The sequence below is a fragment of the Pseudomonas sp. GM17 genome (genome assembly GCF_000282175.2).
Lineage (GTDB): Bacteria > Pseudomonadota > Gammaproteobacteria > Pseudomonadales > Pseudomonadaceae > Aquipseudomonas > Aquipseudomonas chlororaphis.
The window spans coordinates 356,009-378,864 of record NZ_CP124732.1; the positions used below are offsets into that span (position 1 = coordinate 356,009).

At 63.4% G+C, this 22,856-nt stretch carries 20 protein-coding genes and 1 other RNA gene; 11 read left to right on the forward strand and 10 right to left on the reverse strand.

Features of this window, described 5'->3' with window-relative positions; genetic code table 11:
• Positions 1-54: 54 nt before the first annotated feature.
• The gene (gene gcvP, locus PMI20_RS01615) at positions 55-2,928 is read right to left on the reverse strand and encodes an aminomethyl-transferring glycine dehydrogenase (protein ID WP_007928259.1); all 2,874 of its coding nucleotides are present in this window, start codon (positions 2,926-2,928) and stop codon (positions 55-57) included.
• A 174-nt stretch (positions 2,929-3,102) separates the two neighbouring features.
• Here gcvP and PMI20_RS01620 point away from each other — a divergent pair, with 174 nt between their 5' ends.
• The 3 genes from PMI20_RS01620 to PMI20_RS01630 all read left to right on the forward strand — a co-directional run bounded on the left by PMI20_RS01620 (position 3,103) and on the right by PMI20_RS01630 (position 6,231).
• Positions 3,103-4,245 carry a DegT/DnrJ/EryC1/StrS family aminotransferase gene (locus PMI20_RS01620; RefSeq protein WP_007928257.1) on the forward strand — a complete coding sequence of 381 codons (1,143 nt, stop codon included), beginning with the start codon at positions 3,103-3,105 and terminating at the stop codon, positions 4,243-4,245.
• Positions 4,246-4,629: 384 nt separating this feature from the next.
• Positions 4,630-5,313, forward strand: a complete 684-nt coding sequence (locus tag PMI20_RS01625; RefSeq protein WP_007928255.1) for a hypothetical protein — start codon at positions 4,630-4,632, stop codon at positions 5,311-5,313.
• A gap of 210 nt (positions 5,314-5,523) precedes the next feature.
• Complete coding sequence (locus PMI20_RS01630) at positions 5,524-6,231, forward strand: hypothetical protein (protein WP_007928247.1); 708 nt, start codon at positions 5,524-5,526, stop codon at positions 6,229-6,231.
• A gap of 98 nt (positions 6,232-6,329) precedes the next feature.
• Here PMI20_RS01630 and gcvH read toward each other — a convergent pair whose 3' ends face one another.
• From gcvH to PMI20_RS01670, 8 genes are all read right to left on the reverse strand, one after another.
• The gene (gene gcvH, locus PMI20_RS01635; RefSeq protein WP_007928245.1) at positions 6,330-6,713 is read right to left on the reverse strand and encodes a glycine cleavage system protein GcvH; all 384 of its coding nucleotides are present in this window, start codon (positions 6,711-6,713) and stop codon (positions 6,330-6,332) included.
• 51 nt (positions 6,714-6,764) lie between these two features.
• Positions 6,765-7,847: a glycine cleavage system aminomethyltransferase GcvT gene (gcvT, locus tag PMI20_RS01640; RefSeq protein ID WP_085532918.1), complete on the reverse strand. Its 1,083-nt coding sequence runs from the start codon at positions 7,845-7,847 to the stop codon at positions 6,765-6,767.
• Positions 7,848-8,003: 156 nt separating this feature from the next.
• Positions 8,004-9,620, reverse strand: a complete 1,617-nt coding sequence (locus tag PMI20_RS01645) for an ABC transporter permease (protein WP_007926754.1) — start codon at positions 9,618-9,620, stop codon at positions 8,004-8,006.
• A gap of 94 nt (positions 9,621-9,714) precedes the next feature.
• On the reverse strand, positions 9,715-10,716 hold the full coding sequence (locus PMI20_RS01650; protein ID WP_007926752.1) for an extracellular solute-binding protein: 1,002 nt from the start codon (positions 10,714-10,716) through the stop codon (positions 9,715-9,717).
• Positions 10,717-10,916: 200 nt separating this feature from the next.
• Positions 10,917-12,134, reverse strand: a complete 1,218-nt coding sequence (locus tag PMI20_RS01655) for a 2-octaprenyl-3-methyl-6-methoxy-1,4-benzoquinol hydroxylase (RefSeq protein ID WP_177323795.1) — start codon at positions 12,132-12,134, stop codon at positions 10,917-10,919.
• 121 nt (positions 12,135-12,255) lie between these two features.
• The gene (gene ubiH / locus PMI20_RS01660) at positions 12,256-13,443 is read right to left on the reverse strand and encodes a 2-octaprenyl-6-methoxyphenyl hydroxylase (RefSeq protein ID WP_007926748.1); all 1,188 of its coding nucleotides are present in this window, start codon (positions 13,441-13,443) and stop codon (positions 12,256-12,258) included.
• Positions 13,440-14,774 (reverse strand): Xaa-Pro aminopeptidase, encoded by a 1,335-nt coding sequence (gene pepP, locus PMI20_RS01665; protein ID WP_007926745.1) that lies wholly within the window; start codon positions 14,772-14,774, stop codon positions 13,440-13,442. Before pepP ends, ubiH begins: the two co-directional genes overlap by 4 nt.
• Positions 14,775-14,801: 27 nt before the next feature.
• Positions 14,802-15,359, reverse strand: a complete 558-nt coding sequence (locus PMI20_RS01670; protein ID WP_007926743.1) for a YecA/YgfB family protein — start codon at positions 15,357-15,359, stop codon at positions 14,802-14,804.
• A 140-nt stretch (positions 15,360-15,499) separates the two neighbouring features.
• On the opposite strand from PMI20_RS01670, the gene PMI20_RS01675 reads away from it, so the two are divergent.
• The 4 genes from PMI20_RS01675 (at position 15,500) to PMI20_RS01690 (ending at position 16,987) form a co-directional block, all read left to right on the forward strand.
• Entirely contained in the window at positions 15,500-15,709 is a 210-nt protein-coding gene (locus PMI20_RS01675; RefSeq protein WP_007911197.1) for a TIGR02449 family protein, read from the forward strand.
• Positions 15,706-16,029 (forward strand): cell division protein ZapA, encoded by a 324-nt coding sequence (locus PMI20_RS01680; protein ID WP_007926742.1) that lies wholly within the window; start codon positions 15,706-15,708, stop codon positions 16,027-16,029. The genes PMI20_RS01675 and PMI20_RS01680 overlap by 4 nt, the downstream gene beginning before the upstream one ends.
• 24 nt (positions 16,030-16,053) lie before the next feature.
• Positions 16,054-16,232: non-coding RNA, 6S RNA (gene ssrS, locus PMI20_RS01685), on the forward strand.
• A 149-nt stretch (positions 16,233-16,381) separates the two neighbouring features.
• Positions 16,382-16,987 carry a 5-formyltetrahydrofolate cyclo-ligase gene (locus PMI20_RS01690; RefSeq protein WP_007926741.1) on the forward strand — a complete coding sequence of 202 codons (606 nt, stop codon included), beginning with the start codon at positions 16,382-16,384 and terminating at the stop codon, positions 16,985-16,987.
• Positions 16,988-17,021: 34 nt separating this feature from the next.
• Here PMI20_RS01690 and PMI20_RS01695 read toward each other — a convergent pair whose 3' ends face one another.
• Positions 17,022-17,168 carry a hypothetical protein gene (locus tag PMI20_RS01695; RefSeq protein ID WP_007926740.1) on the reverse strand — a complete coding sequence of 49 codons (147 nt, stop codon included), beginning with the start codon at positions 17,166-17,168 and terminating at the stop codon, positions 17,022-17,024.
• A gap of 195 nt (positions 17,169-17,363) precedes the next feature.
• On the opposite strand from PMI20_RS01695, the gene PMI20_RS01700 reads away from it, so the two are divergent.
• From PMI20_RS01700 to PMI20_RS01715, 4 genes are all read left to right on the forward strand, one after another.
• Positions 17,364-17,813: an EVE domain-containing protein gene (locus PMI20_RS01700; RefSeq protein WP_007926739.1), complete on the forward strand. Its 450-nt coding sequence runs from the start codon at positions 17,364-17,366 to the stop codon at positions 17,811-17,813.
• A 134-nt stretch (positions 17,814-17,947) separates the two neighbouring features.
• A complete protein-coding gene (locus tag PMI20_RS01705; protein ID WP_007926738.1) occupies positions 17,948-18,913 on the forward strand; it encodes an HlyD family secretion protein in 966 nt (321 codons plus the stop codon).
• A complete protein-coding gene (gene rbbA, locus PMI20_RS01710) occupies positions 18,910-21,630 on the forward strand; it encodes a ribosome-associated ATPase/putative transporter RbbA (RefSeq protein WP_007926737.1) in 2,721 nt (906 codons plus the stop codon). The genes PMI20_RS01705 and rbbA overlap by 4 nt, the downstream gene beginning before the upstream one ends.
• A complete protein-coding gene (locus tag PMI20_RS01715) occupies positions 21,630-22,745 on the forward strand; it encodes an ABC transporter permease (protein ID WP_007926736.1) in 1,116 nt (371 codons plus the stop codon). The genes rbbA and PMI20_RS01715 overlap by 1 nt, the downstream gene beginning before the upstream one ends.
• Positions 22,746-22,856 lie beyond the last annotated feature (111 nt).

The following is a 22,856-nucleotide window of genomic DNA, read 5'->3' on the forward strand; positions in this document are numbered from 1 at the left end:
CGCAACGAAAAATGCCGCTCACGAGAGCGGCATTTTTTTGCCCGCCGTTCGAGCTCAGCGATAGGCATCCACCGGTACGCAGGCGCAGAACAGGTTGCGGTCGCCGTAGACATTGTCGACCCGGTTCACCGTCGGCCAGTACTTGTGCGCCCTGGCGTGGGGGCTGGGGATCACTGCCTGCTCGATGCTGTAGGGCCGCTCCCAGACCCCGGCGATGTCCGCCAGGGTATGGGGCGAGCGCTTGAGCGGGTTGTCTTCGGCCGGCCAGTTGCCTTCCTGGACCTGGGCGATTTCGGCGCGAATGCTCAGCATGGCCTCGATAAAACGGTCCAGCTCAGCCTTGGACTCGCTTTCGGTGGGTTCCACCATCAGCGTGCCCGGCACCGGGAACGACATGGTCGGCGCATGAAAACCGTAGTCCATCAGGCGCTTGGCCACGTCCTCTTCGCTGATGCCGGTCTGCGCCTTGAGCGGCCGCAGGTCGAGAATGCATTCGTGGGCGACCCGGCCGTTGCGCCCGCTGTAGAGCACCGCAAAGGCCCCGCTCAGGTGTTCGGCCAGGTAGTTCGCCGAGAGGATCGCCACCTCGCTGGCATCCGCCAGTTGCGGGCCCATCAGGGCGATGTACATCCAACTGATCGGCAGGATGCTGGCGCTGCCCCAGGGCGCCGCGCTGACCGCGCCGTTCTGCGGCAGCGGCCCGTCGATGGCCACCACCGGGTGGTTGGCCACGAACGGCGCCAGGTGCGCCCGCACGCCGATCGGCCCCATGCCCGGGCCACCGCCGCCGTGGGGAATGCAGAAGGTCTTGTGCAGGTTCATGTGGGAAACGTCGGCGCCGATATCGGCCGGCCGCGTCAGCCCGACCTGGGCATTGAGGTTGGCGCCGTCCATGTACACCTGGCCGCCGTGACTGTGGATCACCTCACAGATCTCACTGATGCCCTCTTCGTACACCCCGTGGGTCGAAGGATAAGTGGCCATCAGGCACGCCAGGTGTCCGCCCGCAATCTGCGCCTTGTCCTTGAGGTCTTGCAGGTCGACGTTGCCGGCGGCGTCGCAATCGACGATCACCACCTGCATGCCGGCCATCTGCGCCGAGGCCGGGTTGGTGCCGTGGGCCGAGGCGGGAATCAGACAGATATTGCGCTCTCCCTGCTGGCGGCTCTCGTGGTATTTGCGGATCGCCAGCAACCCGGCGTACTCGCCCTGGGCCCCGGAGTTGGGCTGCATGCAGATCGCATCGAAGCCGGTAATGGCGCATAACCAGCGCTCCAGCTCCTCGATCATCAGCGAATAGCCGAGGGCCTGTTCCGGCGGGACAAAGGGATGCAGGTTGGCGAAGCCGGGCCAGGTGATGGGGATCATCTCGCTGCTGGCATTGAGCTTCATGGTGCAGGAGCCCAGCGGGATCATCGACTGGTTCAGCGCCAGGTCCTTGTTCTCCAGCTGCTTGAGATAGCGCAGCATCTCGGTTTCGCTGTGATGGCTGTTGAACACCGGATGGCTCAGGTAAGACGTGCTGCGCAGCAGGTCCTGGGGGATGCCCGGGACCAGGGTTTCAGCATCCAGTTGCGCGACGTCCAGCCCGTGGTCGGCGCCGAGGAACACATCGAACAGCCGGGCGACGGTGCTCTCGTTGCAGGTTTCATCCAGGCTCAGGCCCAGGTGCCCGCGTCCGAGGATCCGCAGATTGATCTGCACGGCCTTGGCGCTCTCGATGATGGCCGTCTGGCTACCGCCGACCTCCAGCGTCAGGGTGTCGAAGAACTGCCGGTTCAGCCGCTCGATGCCCTTGCGCTCAAGGCCGGCGGCGAGGATGCAGGTCAGGCGATGGACGCGCTGGGCGATGCGCCGCAAGCCTTCCGGGCCGTGATAGACCGCGTAGAAACTGGCGATATTGGCCAGCAGCACCTGGGCGGTGCAGATGTTCGAGTTGGCCTTCTCGCGGCGGATATGCTGCTCGCGGGTCTGCAGGGCCATGCGCAGCGCCACGTTGCCCCGGGCATCCTTGGACACGCCGATGATCCGTCCCGGAATCGCCCGCTTGTACTCCTCGCGGCTGGCGAAGAACGCTGCGTGGGGCCCGCCGTAGCCCATGGGCACGCCAAAGCGCTGGGACGAACCGAACACCACGTCGGCCCCCAGCTCGCCCGGCGGCGTCAGCAGCAACAGGCTCAACAGATCGGCCGCCACGCAGGCCAGCGCCTGCTGCGCGTGCAGGTGATCGATCAGCGGCCGCAGGTCGCGAATCTCGCCGTGGGTGTCCGGGTATTGCAACAAGGCGCCGAACACCTGGTGCCGCTTGAGGTTGTCCAGGCTGTCGACCACCAGTTCGAAGCCGAACCCTTCGGCACGGGTCTGCACCACCGAGAGGGTCTGCGGATGGCAGTTCTGGTCGACGAAGAACAGATTGCTTTTCGACTTGGCCACGCGCTTGGCCAGGGCCATGGCTTCGGCGGCGGCCGTGGCTTCGTCCAGCAGCGAGGCGTTGGCCAGTTCCAGGCCGGTGAGGTCGATGGTCAGTTGCTGGAAATTGAGCAGGGCTTCGAGCCGGCCCTGGGCGATTTCCGGTTGGTAGGGCGTGTAGGCGGTGTACCAACCGGGATTTTCCAGCACGTTGCGCAGGATCACCGTGGGGGTCAGGGTGCCGTGATAACCCATGCCGATCAGGCTGGTCCATACCTGGTTCTGCTCGGCGTAACCGCGCAGTTTAGCCAGGGCGGCCTGCTCGTCCAGCGCTGGCGGCAGGTCCAGCGGACGGTTGAAACGGATGCCCGGCGGCACGGTCTGTTCGATCAGCTCGACCCGGCTGCCCAGGCCCAGGCTGTCGAGCATCGCTTGCTGCTCGGCGGCGTCGGGCCCGAGGTGACGCCGCAGAAAGGCATTGGGATCGCGTAACTGGCTCAAGGACGGCAACTGGGACATGACGGGCTCTCTCTCAGGCGGCGCTCGGCGTCGATGGAACACGGTCAAAGCAGCATAGCAGCCGATCCCGCACGCCGACGGTGTGGCACCCCGGGCGAACCGGTAGCATGATGCTCGACTCCGGCGCGGCCCGCCGCCCTGCCTCGACCACTGTTTATCGGGTATCCCATCGTCATGAGCCAGCTGCCTTTCCTGCCGTTTTCCAAACCCACCATCGATGAAGCCACCATCGCCAGCGTCGGCGAAGTGCTGCGTTCGGGCTGGATCACCAGCGGGCCCAAGGTCCAGGCCTTCGAGGCGCAACTCTCGCAGTACTGCGGCGGGCGCCCGGTGCGCACCTTCAATTCCGGCACCTGCACCATGGAGATCGCCCTGCGTATCGCCGGCATCGGCCCTGGCGATGAAGTCATCACCACGCCGATCTCCTGGGTGGCCACGGCCAACGTGATTCTCGAAGTCGGCGCCACCCCGGTGTTCGCCGACATCGACCCGATCACCCGCAACATCGACCTGGCCCAGGTGGAAGCGGCCATCACGCCACGGACCAAAGCCATCATCCCGGTGTTTCTCGCCGGCCTGCCGGTCGATATGGCGCGCCTCTACGCCCTGGCGCGCAAGCACGGCCTGCGGGTCGTGGAAGACGCCGCCCAGGCGCTGGGCTCAAGCTGGAATGGCGAGCGCATCGGCGCTGGCGGCGACCTGGTGTCTTTCAGTTTCCAGGCCAACAAGAACGTCACCTGCAGCGAAGGCGGCGCCCTGGTGCTGAACACCGCCGAAGAGGCTCGCCTGGCGGAGAAGTACCGACTGCAGGGCGTGACCCGCCACGGCTTCGACGGCCTGGACGTGGACGTGCTGGGCGGCAAATTCAATATGACCGACGTCGCGGCCGCCATCGGCCTGGGCCAGTTCGCCCACCTCGAAACCCTCACCGCTCATCGCCGCGAACTGGCCCGGCATTACTTCGAATGCCTGGGCAGCGACTTCGAAGCTCGCTACGGCGCCCAGCTGCCCCCGGCGGACTTCAGCAACAGCAACTGGCACCTGTTCCAGCTGGTACTGCCGGAGCGGCATGACGGCAAACCAGCGCGGGCGACCTTTATGGAGCAGATGCAGGAGCGCGGGATCGGCATCGGCTATCACTACCCGCCGATTCACCTGCTGAGCCTGTACCGCGAGCGCGGTTTCAAGGAGGGGATGTTCCCGGTGGCGGAACGGGTGGGACGGCTGATCGTCTCGTTGCCGATGTTCACGGCCATGAGCAAGGGCGATGTCGAACGCTCGGTAGCGGCGGTGAAGGCGGTCTTGCAAGAGGCATAAACAGATACCGGCCCCTGAACGGCCAGCCCTTGCACTATTCAAGACGCTCAATGCCCTGCATTGGGCGTTTTTATTTCAGCGATAAAGATAGTTGCCAATCGCTATATATCAGCGCCACCGGCCCGCTTCCTTGTGCCAAAAACCAGACTCCCGACAGAACTTTGTCTAACTGCGCACATAAACACATGATAAGCCAGCACGATTCAAAATATTGAATTTCCGCAATACAGACAGCACCAAAGGCAATAGCCAATAGTTCTATAGTTCAATTTTTTGCATGCTATGTTTACTGATGACTGCGCAGTTGAGACAAAAGGCCACTACGTAGTTGCAAAGACCGTTACAAAATCCATGTTTCAATCTATTCGAAATGGAGTTCAAGAAATGAGCAGCCAACAAATAATTCTATACATCGAAGAACAGCAGTTGATTGCACAAAAAAACAACAACTACAGCCTTTATCTGGCCAAGAAAGTAAACAATGACTTCACTGTCATCTGGCAATCAAAAGGACCTATTGCCACCGTCAACAACCCTAGTTACCAATATAGAAACACTTTCGATGTCACCACCCCGTCGTTCATGGTCAACTACACCAATGACCCGGTCAGCAGTGGCGATGTCACCTTCACCTCCGGCGGCAAGAACCTGCCGATCAGTACCGGCCAGATCACCACCCTCGATGCCAATGGTGTGTTCACCCCGGCCAAGAATGGCGGCGTACCCTCGGACGTGCTGATCAACAACCTGCTGCAAGGCAATCCACATCAAATCCTGCTGGACTCCAACGGCAATAACATCTGGGTGAATCGCCAGAGCGGCATGAACATCGGTACTGCGACGCTGACACCAAAAAGCCAATACCAAGTCTGGTTCGGCAACATTCAGGAAACCGGTTCGTTGATCGCCACCAACCTGTCCAACCCCTATGTGGTGACCCTGCAGGATGGCGGCAGCATCACCATTACCTACACCGACAGTGGAACCTGGGTGACCGGCGAACCGGCCAAACGCCTGAGCGCTGCTGAAATCAAGGCACTTCACGCCAGGGCCGGGATCGCGGCATAGTCCGCGGGACGGGCTCGAGCATCGGTTGCGCGAAGGACGCAGAGCACCACGCGATACCCTTGGCAGTCTTTCGCTCGCAAACGCCGCTCAAACAAGAAAACCCTGTATATCGCCGATCTACAGGGTTTTTTTGTTGATGGCGTCGAACCCGGCCAGCAGGACTCGAGACTCTGCACCGAAATCATCCACGGGATGAACGTGAGACTAGCCATGAGCAAACAGACCATCATCGTCTATATCGAAGAAGATCAACTTGTTGCCCAAAAGGTAAACAACTACAGCCTCTATCTGGCGAAGAAAGTAAACAGTACTTTCACCGTCATCTGGTTTGCAAAGCCCCCCTTCGCCGCACCCAACCAGCCGTCCTATCAATATAAGAACGTCTTCAATATCACCAATGACTCTTACATGGTCAACTTTACAAACACGCCCGTGCAAGAGGGAGATGTCAACTTTACTTCAGGCGGAAAGAACCTGCCCATCAACACCGGCCAGATAACCACCCTGACTAAGTACGGTGTATTCAGCCCTGCAAAGAACGGTGGCACGCCAGGAGATGTTTCAATAAATAACGAACTTTCGGCCAACCCCAGCGAAATATTATTGGACTCTACCGGACTCAATCTCTGGGTGAACTGTTCAGGCGGCATGAATATAGGTGTCGCTACCATGACACCCAAGAACGAGTTTCAATTATGGTTCGGCCCAGGCCAGACAGCGGGCTCGTTAATCCCCAGCACTCTGTCCAATCCTTACACCATCAGCGTGAACGACGGAGAAACCAAAACCGTCACCTACAACAACCAGGGCGCCTGGGTCAGCGGCGAACCGGCACGGAGCCTGACAACAGAAGAAATAGCCGAACTTCATGTCAGGGTAAGCAAAGCCGTGCTGCTGGCCAGATCGCTCCGTCGCTAGGCCAGTGACTTGAGTTGTCGCATTGTCTTAAACGAAAAACGCCGCATATCCGATAAGGGAACACGGCGCTCTTGTAACAGCTTGGCTTGCGGCAGCGGTTATTCGCCGATAGCGGCCTTATAACCGGCTGCGTCGAGCAGCTTCTCAAGATCAGCAGCGTTGGCCGGCTTGAGCTTGAAGATCCAGGCGCCGTACGGGTCGCTGTTGAGCAGTTCCGGGCTGTCGCTCAGGTCTTCGTTGACCGCGATCACTTCGCCGGCCACTGGCGCGTAGATGTCGGAAGCGGCCTTCACCGATTCCACCACACCGGCCTGGTCGCCAGCGCCGAAGACGTTGCCGACTTCGGTCAGCTCGACGAACACCACGTCGCCCAGGGCTTCCTGAGCGTGGTCGCTGATGCCCACGGTCACGGTGCCATCGGCTTCCAGACGGGCCCATTCGTGACTTTCGGCAAAACGCAGGTCAGCAGGGATATCGCTCATGTTCTGTGTCCTCAAGAAGAAATGTCAGCGGTAGATCCCGCCGGAAATAAGTTAGATCAAGGTTTTGCCATGACGCACGAAGGTCGGTTTTACCACCCGGACCGGGTACCACTTGCCACGGATTTCCACTTCTGCCCGGTCGGCGGTAGCCATGGGCACCCGCGCCAGGGCGATCGATTTGCTAAGCGTAGGAGAGAAACTACCACTGGTGATCTCTCCTTCGCCAACATCGGCGATGCGAACCACCTGATGGGCACGCAGCACGCCGCGTTCTTCCAGCACCAGGCCGACCAGTTTGTGCTTCACCCCACCCGCGCGCTCGGCCTCCAGCGCGGTGCGCCCGATGAACTTACGCGACGCCGGCTCCCAGGCGATGCTCCAGGCCATGTTGGCCACCAGCGGTGAAACCTCCTGGTGAATATCCTGACCGTACAGGTTCATGCCGGCCTCCAGGCGCAAGGTATCGCGGGCGCCGAGTCCGATCGGCGAGATCCCCGCGCCCACCAGATCGTTGAAGAACGCCGGGGCCTGGTCGGCCGGCAGGACGATTTCCAGGCCATCCTCACCGGTGTAACCGGTGCGCGCGATGAACCAGTCGCCATCGGCCTGGCCTTCGAAGGGCTTGAGTTGCTGGATCAGCGTGCCGCGCGACTGGGTCACCAGCTCGGCGATCTTGTGGCGGGCGTGGGGCCCCTGGATCGCCAGCATCGCCAGCTCGGAGCGTTCGTGCAGTTGCACCTGGAAAGCGCCCAGCTGCGCCTGCATCCAGGCCATGTCCTGGTCACGAGTGGCGGCGTTGACCACCAGCCGGTAACCGGCTTCGGTGCGGTAGACGATCATGTCGTCGACGATACCGCCGTGCTCGTTGAGCATGGCGCTGTACAAGGCCCTGCCCGGGCTTTGCAGGCGTTCGACGTCGTTGGCCAGCAGGTGCTGGAGCCAGGCCTTGGCCTGGGGGCCGTCGACATCGATCACGGTCATGTGGGATACATCGAAAACCCCGCAATCGCGTCGCACCTGATGGTGCTCCTCGACCTGCGAGCCGTAATGCAGAGGCATATCCCAACCGCCAAAATCGACCATCTTCGCGCCCAGGGCGAGATGAAGGTCATACAGAGGCGTGCGCTGTCCCATGGGTTTCTCCTTCCGGGCGTGGCGAAGGTGCGGGCGGTCGCTGTATGAGCTGGAAGCCTTGAAATAGATGGCTCTCAGACAATTCAAAAGACCCGATCAGAAAGATCGACCACACCGAATGCCGCGCATTGTAGCCGCAAGGTGTGACACTGGCACCTAACCGATTCGATGAGCGGAGCGTCGGATCAGTCCGATCACCGGCAGCAATCCCACCAGGACTAGGGTCAGGGCCGGCAACGCGGCACGCGCCCACTCGCCCTCGCTGGTCATCTCGAAGATCCGCACCGCCAGCGTGTCCCAGCCGAACGGGCGCATCAGCAAGGTGGCGGGCATTTCCTTGAGCACATCGACGAACACCAGCAACGCCGCGCTCAGGGTGCCGGGCAGCAACAGCGGCAGATACACTTTGAAAAACAGTCGCGGTCCGCTGACCCCCAGGCTGCGCGCTGCTTCCGGTAACGAGGGGCGGATCCGCGCCAGGCTGCTTTCCAGCGGCCCGTAGGCCACCGCGATAAACCGTACCAGATAGGCCAGCAGCAACGCCGCCAGGCTGCCCAGCAGCAACGGCTTGCCCGCCCCACCCAGCCAGCCCGACAGCGGGATCACCAGCTCGCGGTCCAGATAACTGAAGGCCAGCATGATCGACACGGCCAGCACCGAGCCCGGCAAGGCATACCCCAGGTTGGCCAGGCTGACGCCGGAGCGGATCGCCCGGGTCGGCGCCAGCCGTCGGGCGAACGCCAGCAGCAGGGCCACGCTGACCGTGATCAGGGCCGCCATGGCGCCCAGGTACAGGGTGTGCAGGATCAGCCCGGCATAACGCTCGTCGAGGTCGAAACGGCCACGCTGCCAGAACCACACCACCAGTTGCAGCACTGGGATGACAAAGGCGCAGGCGAACACCAACGCGCACCAACTGGTGGCCGCCAGGGCCTTGATGCCATGCAGGTGGTACAGCGCCTTGCCCCGCGGCCGCTCGTTGCCGGAGCGACTGGCGCCACGGGCGCGACGCTCGCCGTACAGCACCAGCATCACCGCCAGCAGCAACAGGCTGGCCAGTTGCGCGGCGCTGGACAGGCTGAAGAAGCCATACCAGGTCTTGTAGATGGCGGTGGTGAAGGTGTCGAAGTTGAACACCGCCACCGCGCCGAAATCGGCCAGGGTTTCCATCAGCGCCAGGGCCACGCCGGCACCGATGGCCGGCCGCGCCATGGGCAGGGCCACGCGCCAGAACGCCTGCCAGGGCGTCTGCCCAAGCACCCGCGCGGCTTCCATCAGGCCTTTGCCCTGGGCCAGGAACGCGGTGCGCGCCAGCAGGTACACATAGGGATAGAACACCAGCACCAGGACCAGGATCACCCCGCCGGTGGAACGCACCCGCGGCAGGCGCAGGCCCGTGCCGAACCATTCGCGCAGCAGGGTCTGCACCGGGCCGGAAAAGTCCAGCAGGCCGACGAAGACAAAGGCCAGCACGTAGGCCGGAATCGCAAAGGGCAGCATCAGCGCCCAGTCCAGCCAGCGCCTTCCGGGAAACTCGCAGAGGCTGGTCAGCCAGGCCAGACTCACGCCCAGCAGCGTCACGCCGACACCGACGCCCAGCACCAGGGTCAGGGTGTTGCCCAGCAGGCGCGGCATCTGGGTCTCCCACAGGTGCGACCAGATCTGCTGGTCGATCACCTGCCACGACAGCAGCAGCACGCTCAGCGGCAGCAGCACCAGGGCGGCGACGGCAAAAACCAGCGGGTACCAGCGACGTTGGGCGGGATGGGCCACGAAAGACTCTCGAACGAGATGGATCAATAAAAGGCAATTACGAACCGGTTAAACAAAACGCCCCGCAAAGGCGGGGCGCAGTATAACCAGCGGATCAGTTCCAGCCAGCACGGTCCATCAGGCGAATGGCCTCGGCCTGGCGCTTGCCGGCGACTTCCACCGGCAGGGTGTCGGCCACGAACTTGCCCCAGGCGGCCACTTCGGCGGACGGCGGAACGCTCGGGTTGGCCGGGAACTCCTGGTTCACGTCGGCGAAGATCTTCTGCGCTTCCTCGGTGGTCATCCATTCCACCAGGGCCTTGGCGGCTTCCGGGTGCGGTGCGTACTTGGTCAGGCCGATGCCCGACAGGTTGACGTGCACGCCGCGGTCACCCTGGTTCGGCCAGAACAGTTTGACCGGCAGATCCGGCTTCTGCTTGTGCAGGCGGCCGTAGTAGTAGGTGTTGACGATGCCCACGTCGCACTGGCCGGCGCTGATCGCCTCGAGCACCGCGACGTCGTCGGAGAACACGTCGGTGGACAGGTTGTTGACCCAGCCCTTGACGATTTCTTCGGTTTTCGCCGCGCCGTGGGTTTCGATCAGGGTCGCGGTCAGCGACTGGTTGTAGACCTTCTTCGCCGTGCGCAGGCACAGCCGGCCTTCCCACTGCTTGTCAGCCAGGGCTTCGTAGGTGGTCAGTTCGGACGGTTTCACCCGCGCGGTGGAGTAGGCGATGGTCCGCGCCCGCAGGCTCAGGCCGGTCCAGGCGTGCGAGGCGGCGCGGTATTGCAGGGGGATGTTGGTGTCGATCACCTTGGAGGTGAACGGCTGCAGGATGCCCATCTGCTCGGCTTGCCACAGGTTGCCGGCATCGACGGTGAGCAGCAGGTCGGCGGTGGCGTTCTCGCCCTCGGCCTTGATCCGCTGCATCAGCGGCGCTTCCTTGTCGGTGATGAACTTCACCTGGACCCCGGTTTTCTGGGTGTAGAGATCGAAGACCGGCTTGATCAGTTCGTCGATACGCGAGGAGTAGACCACCACTTCGTCGGCTGCCTGGACAGTGCCGCCAATGAGGGTGAGGGCCAGGGCGGTCAGTAGACGCTTCGGTGCCAACATGGGAGCGGTCTCTCGAAATCAAAGGGGAGTAAATGATAAGGACTACTATTTAGCTTCTCAAACTGAACCGGAGGGCGAGGCGTTACGAGATGTTGCTGATGCATCGCCAACGTCGGTTCAGAGCAGACGCGCGCCCACACATGTCCGCGCGGCCCCCTGCGGGAGCCGCCGGTGAGCGGTTCGACTACTCGCGATAACGGTCAGGCCTTGGCCAGTTCCGGCAGATCCCCGCTGAGGCCCAACGCCTGGCGCACGAACAGCGCCTTGGCCTCGGGCATCTGGTCGACCATTTTCAACCCGGTATTACGCAACCAGCGCAGCGGCAGCGGATCGGCCTGGAACAGCCGTTCGAAGCCTTCCATCGCCGCCATCAACGCCAGGTTGTGCGGCATGCGCCGCCGCTCGTAACGGCTGAGCACCTTGGTGTCGGCCAGGCGTTCGCCACGGCTGGCCGCCTGCAGCAGCACCTCGGCCAACACCGCGGCATCGAGGAAGCCCAGGTTGACCCCCTGCCCGGCCAGTGGATGGATGGTATGGGCCGCGTCGCCGATCAGGGCCAGGCCTTGCGCCACGTAACGCTTGGCATGACGCTGGCGCAAAGGCACGCAGAGCCGCGGATCGGCGCTCAACACCGCGCCCAGGCGGCCTTCGAAGGCGCGCTCCAGCTCTCGGCAGAAGTCGCTGTCGTCCAGCGCCATCAGGCGTTCGGCCTCACTGGGCGTGGTCGACCAGACGATCGAACACCAATCGTGCAGTCCGTCGCGCTCCAGCGGCAGGAACGCCAGCGGGCCGTTGTCGGTGAAACGCTGCCAGGCGGTCCTCTGGTGCGGCTCGGCGCAACGCACGCTGGTGACGATGGCGTGATGCAGGTAATCCCATTCACGGGTAGCGCAGCCGGTCAGGCGCCGCACCGCCGAATTGGCGCCATCGGCGGCAATTACCAGTGGGGCGCGCAGACTGCGGCCGTCGGCCAGGGTCAGCAGCCAGTCGTCGCCGGAACGGCGCATCTGCTCCAGGCGGGCGTTGGCCAGCAGGCCGATGTCGCAGTTGTGCAGGCGCTCCAGCAGCGCGTCCTGGACCACGCGGTTTTCCACGATGTGGCCCAGCGCCTCGGCATGCACGCTGGCGGCCGAGAAGTGAATCTGCCCGGTGCCGCTGCCATCCCAGACCTGCATCTCGGCATACGGGCTGCTGCGCCGCCGGGTCACCCCTTCCCAGACACCCAGGCGCTCGAGAATCCGCTGGCTGGCCGCCGACAATGCGCTCACCCGCGGCTCGAACGGTGCTTCGTCGTCGAAGGGCTTGACCTTCAGCGGGCTGCCATCGAGCAGCAGCACTTCCAGGCCGCTGTCCTGCAACGCCAGCGCCAGGGCGCTCCCGACCATTCCGGCCCCGACAATCAGCAGATCTGCACGCATTTCCATGCTTTAAGCCTGTCTCGCTTGCGGCTTGAGCCGCACGTAAAGGGTTTTGTCGAACCGCGCTACCTGGCTGCCGACACTGTGCTGGATTTCCATGCCCGGTCGCGGACTCAGCCACTCACGCATCGGGACGGGTACCCAGGCCCATGGCTTGCCGCGCGAACCAGCGTTTGGCCGGTGGCAGCAGGTCCAGGCCCAGTAGCCCGATATTGCGCCCCAGGGACACCAGCGGCAGCTTGCTGCCGAACAGCCGGGTGACCTGGTCGGAGAAGCCCACGGTCAGGTCCTGGTCCAGACGCTGCCGCTCACGGTAGGCCTGCAAGATACTGAAATCGCCCGGCGGCGTCGGGCTGACCAGCAAGGCATCGGCCAGCGCCTGGGCGTCGCGCAACGACAGGTTGAAACCCTGCCCGGCAATCGGGTGCAGGCTATGGGCGGCGTTGCCCAGCACCACCAGGTGAGGACGCACCTGCTCCTCGGCCTCCACCAGCGCCAGCGGGTAAAGATGCCGCGCGCCGACCTGTTTCAGGGTGCCCAGGCGATAACCGAATACCCCCTGCAATTCGCTGAGGAAGCTGCGCTCGTCCAGCGCGGCCAGGCGCTGCGCGTCCATGCCCAGGCGGGTCCAGACCAGTGCGCAGCGGTTGTCCGGCAGCGGCAGCAGGGCCATCGGGCCGTCGTCGGTGAAGCGCTCGAAGGCCATGCCGTTATGGGCTTCGCTCGGGGTGATATTGGCGATCAGCGCGCTCTGGTTGTAGGGGCGCTTTTTCACCCCGATCCCCAGTTGCTCGCGCAGCCCCGAGCGACCGCCGTCGGCCAGCACCGCCAGTTCGCAATCCAGGCTGGTTTCATCGTTGAGAGTCAGGCGGTAGCCATCTTCCAGCGGCTCCATGCGCGTGACTTCGGCCGGGCAGCGCCAGCTCACCACGTCCTTGTCCAGCCCCTGCCACAGGCATTGGCCGAGCCAGGCGTTTTCCACCACATAACCGAGGGCGGGAACACCCTCCTCCATGGCCGACAGCCGCGCGGTGGAAAACCGCCCACGGTCGGAGACATGGATCTGTTTGATCGGCTCGGCGCGGCGGGAGATTTCCTGCCACACACCCAGCCGTTGATAGATCTGCCGCGCGCCGAACGACAGCGCCGAAGAGCGCGCATCGTAGCTGGGCTGATAGGTATCGCCCGGAGCGAACGGCTCGATCAGCACGATCTTCCAGCCGCGCTCCTTGGCGCCGGCCTGCAAGGCCAGGGCCAGGCTGGCACCGACCAGACCACCGCCGATGATCGCCAGATTGACCCGGTTCATGCTGCGCAGCTCCGTGCGGCGGCCATCAGGGCCTCGATCTCGGCCACGGTCTTGGGCACGCCACCGGTGAGAATTTCACAGCCTTGCTTGGTTACCACCACGTCATCCTCGATGCGCACGCCAATGCCGCGCCATTTCTTCGCCACGTTCTGATTGTCCGGCGCGATGTAGATGCCCGGCTCGACCGTCAGGGCCATGCCGACTTCCAGTACCCGCCATTCGCCGCCGACCTTGTACTCGCCGACATCATGTACATCCATGCCCAGCCAGTGGCCGGCGCGATGCATGTAAAACGCCTTGTAGGCTTCGCTGGCGATCAACTCGTCCACCTCGCCTTCGAGCAGACCCAGCTTGACCAGCCCGGAGGTGATCACCCTGACGGTCGCTTCATGGGCCTGGTTCCAGTGCTTGTTCGGCGCGATCTCGGCAAAGGCGGCTTCCTGGGAGGCCAGCACCAGCTCGTAGATCGCCTTCTGCTCGGCGGAAAACTTGCCATTCACCGGCCAGGTGCGGGTGATATCGCTGGCATAACAATCGATCTCGCAACCGGCGTCGATCAGCACCAGATCGCCGTCCTTGAGCAACGCGTCGTTCTGCTGGTAATGCAGGATGCAGCTGTTGCGCCCAGCGGCGACGATCGAGCCGTAGGCCGGCATCTTCGCCCCGCCCCGGCGGAACTCGTAGTCCAGCTCGGCTTCCAGGCTGAATTCGTACAGGCCGGCACGGCTGGCCTGCATGGCCCGGATATGGGCCTGGGCGGAAATCCGCGCGGCCTCGCGCATCACCTTCACTTCCGCCGCCGATTTATACAGGCGCATGTCGTGCAGCAGATGATCCAGGGCAACGAATTCGTTCGGCGGCTGGGCGCCCAGGTGTGCCTTGGAGCGGATCACGTTGATCCATTCCATCAGGTGGCGATCGAACTCGGGGTTGCTGCCCATGGCCGAATACACCCGGTCGCGGCCTTCGATAAGGCCCGGCAGGATGTCGTCGATGTCGGTAATGGGGAAGGCATCGTCGGCGCCGTAATCGCGGATCGCGCCCTCCTGGCCAGCCCGCAGGCCATCCCAGAGTTCGCGCTCGGCATTACGCTCACGGCAGAACAGGATGTACTCGCCATGTTCGCGACCGGGCATCAGCACGATCACCGCCTGGGGTTCTGGGAAACCGCTTAGGTACTGGAAATCGCTGTCCTGGCGGTAGACATGCTCGACATCGCGGTTGCGGATCGCCACCGCGGCAGCCGGCAGGATCGCGATGCTGTTGGGTTCCATCTGCGCCATGAGCGCCTTGCGGCGGCGGGTGTATTCCGATTTCGGGATATGGATCATGGGCAGACGGATTTCCCTATCGAGCGATCAGTGCAGAGAAGGCTTGGCGGCCGGTTCAACCGTCTTGTTGGTCTCGGTGAACAGCAGCAGCGGGGCGACCCGCAGGTATTCCATCACTTCCATGTAGTCGCTTTCGCCGTCGTCGGACTCTTCCAGCGCGTCCTGTACCTGGGCGATCGCCGCCAGGTCCTGCAGCACTTCCGTGGCCTCGGTGCTCAGGGCACTGCTGTCGCGGGAGTTCAGGCCGAAGCCGGTGAGGAAACCCTGGCACCACTGACCCAGGGCCGCGGCGCGCTCGGCCAGCGGGGCGTCGTCGGTGGGCAGCAGCAGGACGACAGTCATGTCATCGCTGGTCAGCTCGCCCTTGACCATTTCCTGCAGGCCGATCAAGGCGTTGCGAACATTGTCCTGCGGCTCGCCTTCGAGCAGCTCGGCGGCGTCGATCAGCCAGCCGTCGACTTCGAAGCCGGCGCCGGCGCAACTGCGACCCAGCAACAGGCCATGCAATTCGGCGGGCGAGACAGGGTGACCGCTGCTGCTGAGCAGGGTGGCGAAGGCGTTGTACGGGGAATTCTGAATGGGCATGGGCAGCTAGGCGCCAAGCGGCGCAATGTCTAGAATGGAGGCCTTGTATCCTAGCATCGGCAGACGCGCCAAGACCATCGAGGCCGTCAACTCGTTTGCCCAGGCAGTTGCCACTCATCAGACAAATCCAGTGGGATCCAATGGAAGACACCGATCTGCAAGCGCTGATGGCTAGACTCGAACTGCTAATTGGCCGGGTCGAGCAACTAAAGAGTCAAAACGCACTCTTATTAGCTCAGGAAAAGACTTGGCGCGAGGAACGCGCGCACCTCATTGAAAAAAACGAAATCGCCCGGCGTAAGGTCGAATCGATGATTTCGCGCCTCAAGGCCCTGGAGCAAGACTCATGAGTTCAAGCAATAGCGTTACCGTGCAGATCCTCGACAAAGAGTACTCGATCATCTGCCCCCAGGAAGAGCGTAGCAATCTGGTGAGCGCCGCCCGGTACCTGGATGGCAAGATGCGCGAGATCCGCAGCAGCGGCAAAGTCATTGGCGCCGATCGTATCGCGGTGATGGCCGCCCTCAATATCACCCACGATCTGCTGCACAAGCAGGACCGCCCTGACGTGCAAGCCAGCGGTTCGACCCGCGAACAGGTGCGCGACCTGCTCGAGCGCGTGGATCTGGTGCTCGCCACCGACACCGATACAACCAAGGCTGATTCCTGAGGGTGGTTGCGGTATAATCCCCACCACTCCCTGGGGTGCTTGCCAGTTGGCGATGTCCCTGAGCCGATTCGCACTACCCTGGAAGTTGCACGTTGGGCCGGTGTGCATGTCCGCTAGACGGAAAGCCTTAACGCCTACTGCATCTTCCGCCTTGAACTTTCGGGTTCAAGGGCTAAGTCGACAGCGGTTCATCCGGGGAGCCTGAATTCCATGCCAATGCCAGCTATGCAAATAGCTGGCATTGTTTTTTTGGGGCTCCGCTTTTTCAGTTCCGTTTTTTTCGGCTCCGTTTTTTTCGATCAGGGTTATTTGGTACGCTGTCCTGCCGTACTCCTCCCGGACCCGAGCGACCATGACCGAACCGGCGCCGCTTTCCCGCCCGCAACTTCGACGCATCCTGCGCAAAGCCCGCCGCGCCCTCACCGCCAGCGAACAACGCCAGGCCTCTCGTGGGCTGTATCGGCAACTGGCACAGCATCCGCTGTTCCGCCGCGCCAGGCACATCTCCCTTTACCTGCCCATGGACGGTGAAATCGACCCGCGCCCGCTGCTGCTGGCCGCGCAACGCCGGGGCAAGGCGACTTACCTGCCGGTGCTCAGCGCCTGGCCACGGACCAAGATGGTGTTTCAGCGAGTTCGCCCCGGCGAAAAGCTGCGCCCCAACCGCTTCCGCATTCCCGAGCCACAGGTGAGCCTGGCCCGGCAACGCAAGGTCTGGGCCCTGGATCTGGTGCTGTTGCCGCTGGTCGGCTTCGATGAGGCGGGCGGACGCCTGGGAATGGGCGGTGGTTTCTATGATCGCAGCCTGGCCTATCTGGCCCGGCGCAAAAGCTGGCGCAAGCCGACGCTACTGGGGCTGGCCCACGAATGTCAGAAAGTCGCGAAACTGGATCAGGCGAGCTGGGATGTACCGCTGCAAGGAACGGTGACTGACAAGAAATGGTATTTCGCGAAATAGGCGCCACCAGGAGAGAGCGGCGCCTTGGAAGGAATCAACGCTTGTAAGGCTGCTGCTGTTGCGCAAGTTCGACCGGTGCGTCGGTCTTGTTGGCCCACAGGCTCTGCGCATAACCGGTTGTCACTACGCCCAAACCGAACAAAATAACCAAAATCCATAGTAAATCCGGTTTGCGTTGCATCGATTGCCCCCCTCAGGCAAATCCCACACGATGACAGCGACGGTTTCCATAACAGGCCGTGCAGCAGCGTCAAGCTTAAAATCCCGGCATTCTGCGATAACGTGAACCGACACGCAAATGCTGGCGTCAACCGACTGTCGGTTTGTCATAAAATTGCCCGACAACTTGCCCACGTCCCTCTGGAGAGCACAGAAAATGGCCTATTGGCTGATGAAATCCGAACCGGAAGAACTCTCGATCGAGGGCCTGGCGCTCAAGAAACAGGCGTGCTGGGACGGCGTACGCAACTACCAGGCACGAAACTTCCTGCGCAACATGGCGGTGGGTGACCAATTCTTCTTTTATCACTCCAGCTGTCCCGAACCGGGCATCGCCGGGATCGGCCAAATCATCGAGGCCGCCTACCCCGACCCGACCGCCCTGGAACCGGAAAACCCGCATTTCGATCCCAAGGCCAGCGCCGAGAAAAATGCCTGGAGCGCCGTCGACGTCGCCCATGTCGAAACCTTCCCCAAGGTGCTGCGCCTGGATTATCTGAAGCAGCAAACCGCCCTCGCCGAACTGCCCCTGGTGCAGAAAGGCAGCCGGCTGTCCGTGATGCCAGTGACCGCCGAACAGTGGGCGGCGGTGCTCGCGCTGCGCTGAACAGGCCGCAAGCGATACTCAGGCAGGCATCCCGCGCACAACGTACTAGGCTTGCCCGTTCATTTGACGGACATCAAGTCGCCCAACGGCTTGAGCCGCCAGACTAGGACGCTACTGCCGCAGGGATGTCCCCAATGCCGACGAATCACCGTTCCTCCCGCCTTTTTGCCTTCGCCTTGCTGGCATTGCTGCTGATCGCGGGCGGCTTTGGTTACTGGAAGTCCACCCTGGACCGCCTGCCCGAAGGCCTGAGCATGGGCAACGGCCGGCTTGAAGCCACAGAGGTGCAGATCGCCAGCAAGACGCCCGGACGCCTGGCCGAAGTGCTCGTCGACGAAGGCGACAGAGTGTCCAAGGACCAGCTGCTGGCCCGCATGGACACCCGCACCCTGGAGGCCCAGCGCGCCCAGGCCGAGGCCGACGTGGTGCGCACCCGGGAAAACCTCGCGGCGGCCGAAGCCAATGTGCAGCTGCGCCAGAGCGAACTGCTGCTGGCCAACCAGGAACTCAAGCGTTCCCGGGAACTGTTCAACCGTGGTTACGCCAGCCAGCAGATCATCGACCAGCAGCAGGCGCGCCTGAACACCGGCAACGCCGCCGTCCAGGCAGCCCAGGCCCAGGTCGCCGCGGTGCGCGCCGCCATTGGCTCGGCCAAGGCCATGGTCGCCCAGCTGACCAGCGAGATCGACGACAGCAGCCTGCGCGCGCCCATCGACGGCATCATCCAATTGCGCCTGGCCGAACCGGGCGAAGTGCTGGGCGCCGGCGGCCGGGTGTTGCTGCTGATCGACCCGAGCGACCAGTACATGAACCTCTACCTGTCCGCCTCGGTGACCGGGCGCCTGGCTGTCGGCAGCGAGGCGCGGATCCTGCTCGACGCCCTGCCCGATCAGCCGCTGCCGGCGAAGATCAGCTTTGTCGCGGCCAAGTCCCAGTTCACCCCCAAGGAAGTGGAAACCCGCGATGAACGCCAAAAACTGGTGTTCCGCGTCAAGCTGCGGCTGACCCAACCCAGCGCCGTACCGCAGGCCAAGCCGGGCATGCCCGGCGCCGGTTACGTGCGCACCGCGACCGTGGACTGGCCGGCCAACCTGCAATGAACGAACTGGCGCTGCAGGCCACGGGCATCAACCACCGTTATGGCTCGCAACAGGCCCTGGTCGACCTTGCCTTCAGCCTGCCCGGCGGCACCCGCTGCGGATTGATCGGCCCGGATGGCGCAGGCAAGTCGAGCCTGCTGGGCTTGATCGCCGGGGTGAAGAAGCTGCAGCAGGGTCAACTGCAGGTGCTCGGCGGCTCCATCGAACAACGCCGCCATCGCAACAGCCTGTACGCGCGGATCGCCTTCATGCCCCAGGGCCTGGGCGGCAACCTGTATCCCGAGCTGTCGATCGAGGAAAACATTCGCTTCTTCGCCACCCTGTTCGGCCTGTCGAAAATCGAATGCGAACAGCGCATGCACAACCTGCTGCTGGCCACCGACCTGCTGCGTTTCGCCGAACGGCCCGCGGGCAAGCTGTCCGGCGGGATGAAGCAGAAGCTCGGGCTGTGCTGCGCATTGATCCATGAGCCGGACCTGCTGATCCTCGACGAACCCACCACGGGCGTCGATCCGCTGTCCCGCCGGCGCTTCTGGGAACTGGTGGACGAGGTTCGCCGCCAGCGCCCGCAACTGACACTGCTGGTGGCCACCGCCTATATGGAGGAAGCCGAGCAGTTCGAGCACTGCCTGATGCTCGACCGCGGCCGGCTGATTGCCCAGGGCTTGAGCCGGGAACTGGCCATCGCCACGCCCAGCGGCAAGCTCGACGATGCCTTCACCCACTTTCAAGGCGACAGCGGGCACGACAACCAGCCGCTGGTGATCCCGCCAAGAACCACGGACAACCAGCAAATTGCTATCGAAGCCCATGAGCTGACCCTGCGTTTCGGCGACTTCACGGCCGTGAACAAGGTCAGCTTCGCCATTGGCCGGGGCGAGATTTTCGGCTTTCTCGGCTCCAACGGCTGCGGCAAGACCACCACCATGAAGGTCCTGACCGGGCTGATGCCGGCCACCGAAGGCAGCGCCAGGCTGCTGGGCAATCCGGTGGACGCCAGGGACCTCGCCACCCGCAAGCGCGTGGGATTCATGTCCCAGAGCTTTTCGCTGTACGGCGAACTCAGCGTGCGCCAGAACCTGGTGCTGCACGCCCGGCTGTTCGACCTGCCCAAGGCCGAGAGCGGCCCGCGGATCGAAGAGCTGATCCGCCGCTTCACTCTCCAGGAGATCGCCGATCAACCCTCCGGCGCCCTGCCCCTGGGCTTGCGTCAACGCCTGTCCCTGGCGGTGGCGGTGCTGCACCGCCCGGAAGTGCTGATTCTCGACGAGCCGACCTCGGGCGTGGACCCGGCGGCCCGCGACGACTTCTGGCGGCTGTTGATCGAGCTGTCGCGGGAACAGGGGGTAACGATCTTCCTGTCCACCCACTTCATGAACGAAGCCCAGCGCTGCGACCGCATCTCGCTGATGCACGCCGGCAAGGTATTGGCCTGCGATACACCGGCCGCCCTGCAGCAACAGTTCGCCGGCGAAACCCTGGAGGCCGCTTTTGTCCGCTGCCTGGAAGACGCCCAGGGCGCGCCGGAACCTGCTCCCCCGGCGACCGCCCAGCCCGAAGTCAGCAGCGCCATTCACAGCGACAGTCGGCGCTTGCGCCTGTCACGCCTGATCGCCGTGGCCACCCGCGAAGGCAAGGAGCTGTTGCGCGACCGGGTGCGCCTGGGGTTCGCCCTGCTCGGGGCGCTGTTCATGATGGTGATCTTTGGCTACGGCATTTCCCTGGACGTGGAAAACCTCGCCTTCGCCGTCTACGACCAGGACCAGACCCCGCAAAGCCGCGCTTACCTGGAAGCCTTCCGCAGCTCCCGCTACTTCAAGGAGCAGCAGCCGATCCGCGATGCCGCCGAACTGCATCGGCGCCTGCAACGCTCGGAGATCAAGCTGGCCCTGGAGATTCCCCCCGGTTTCGGTCGCGACCTGTACGCCGGGCGCCAGCCCGCGGTGGCCGCCTGGCTCGACGGCGGCATGCCGTTTCGCGCCGAGACCAGCCGCAACTATGTCGAGGCGGTGCATCAGGCCAATATCGAATCGCTCGCCGAACACAGCAGCCCGGCTCTGGGGCGAGCACCCGCGGCCCGCCTGGAAACCCGCTTTCGCTACAACCAGGACGTGGTCAGCGTGAATGCCATCGGCCCTGGCGTGATGGCACTGATCCTGGCGTTCATCCCGGCGATGCTCACGGCGCTGGGCATCGTGCGCGAGAAGGAGCTGGGCTCGATCACCAACTTCTACGCCACGCCACTCAAGCGCCTGGAGTTTCTCCTGGGCAAACAGGCGCCTTACCTGGGCCTGAGCCTGATCAACCTGGCGCTGCTGGTGGCCATGAACCGTTGGTTGTTCGGCGTGCCCTTCAAGGGCAGCGGCCTGACCCTGGCCTTCGGCGGCCTGCTGTATGTGCTGGCCACTACCAGCCTGGGCCTGCTGATTTCCGCGTTCACCCGTACCCAGATCGCGGCGATCCTCGGCACCATGATCATCACCAGCCTGCCGACCATCCAGTTCTCCGGGCTGATCGTGCCGCGCTCGTCGCTGGACGGCGCCGCGGCGCTGATGGGGCAGCTGTTCCCCGCTGGTTACTTTCTCGACATTGCCGTCGGCACCTTCACCAAGGCCCTGGACCTGCGCCAGCTGTGGCCGCAGTGCCTGGCGCTGTTCGGGTTCTTCCTCGGGTTCACCGGGCTGAGCCTGGCGATGCTGAAAAAACAGGAGGCCTGATGCACCGGTTCAGCCACATCCTGCGCCTGGGCCTCAAGGAGCTCACCAGCCTGCGACACGACAGCGTGTTGCTGCTGTTTCTGCTGTACGCCTTCACCGTGGCCATCTACATGCCGGCGGCCGGTTCGGTGATCGGCGTGCACAACGCCAGCGTGGCGCTGGTGGACGAAGACCACAGCCAGCTCTCGCGCCAGTTGGCCGAGGCCTTGCAACCACCGGAATTCCAGAGCCCGGTGCAGTTGCCCTACAACCAGTTGGACCAGGTCCTGGACAGCGGCCAGTTCACCTTCGTCATCAACGTGCCGGCCAACTTCCAGAGCGATCTGCTGGCCGGGCGCCAACCCAGCGTGCAAGTGAATGTCGACGCCACGGCCATGAGCCAGGCCTTCATGGGCGCCGGTTATATCGGGCGGATTTTCCAGCGCGAACTACTCAACTACAGCCAGGCCGACCCGGCGAGCCGGATGCCTGCACTGTTGACCAGTCGCGCGCTGTTCAACACCAATCTGCAGGGCGGCTGGTTTCTCGCGGTGATCCAGATCGTCAACAACATCACCATCCTGGCCATTGTCCTGACCGGAACGGCGCTGCTGCGCGAGCGCGAGCACGGCACCCTCGACCATCTGCTGGTACTGCCGCTGACCGCCCTGGAAATCATGCTGGCGAAGATCTGGAGCAACATGCTGGTGGTGGTGCTCTGCACCTGGGTGTCGCTGGAGGTGATCGTCAAGGGTGTGCTGGGCGTGCCGCTGGCCGGCTCGCTGGCGCTGTTCCTCGCGGTGACCGGGCTTTACCTGTTCGCCAGCACCGCGCTGGGGATCTTTCTCGCCACGCTGGCGCGCTCGACCCCGCAATTCGGCTTGCTGGCGATTCCGGTGATCATCCCGATGTTGCTGCTATCGGGCGGCAGTACCCCGCTGGACAGCATGCCCCAGTGGCTGCAATGGGTGATGCAGGGCTCGCCGTCGACCCACTTCGTCAGCCTCAGCGCCGCGATTCTGTTTCGCGACGCCGGCATTGAAGTGGTCTGGCCAGACCTGCTAGCCCTGACAGTGATCGGCCTGCTGTTCTTCGGCATCGCCTTGGCGCGGTTCCGCAAGAGCCTGGCGTCCTGAGGTGATCTCGATGACTTCTTGTAGGAGCGAAGCGCTCGCGATCAGCCGCCAGGCTGGAACTGGGCGGGGCTCGCCCTATTGCTATCGCGGGCAAGCCTCGCTCCTACAGAT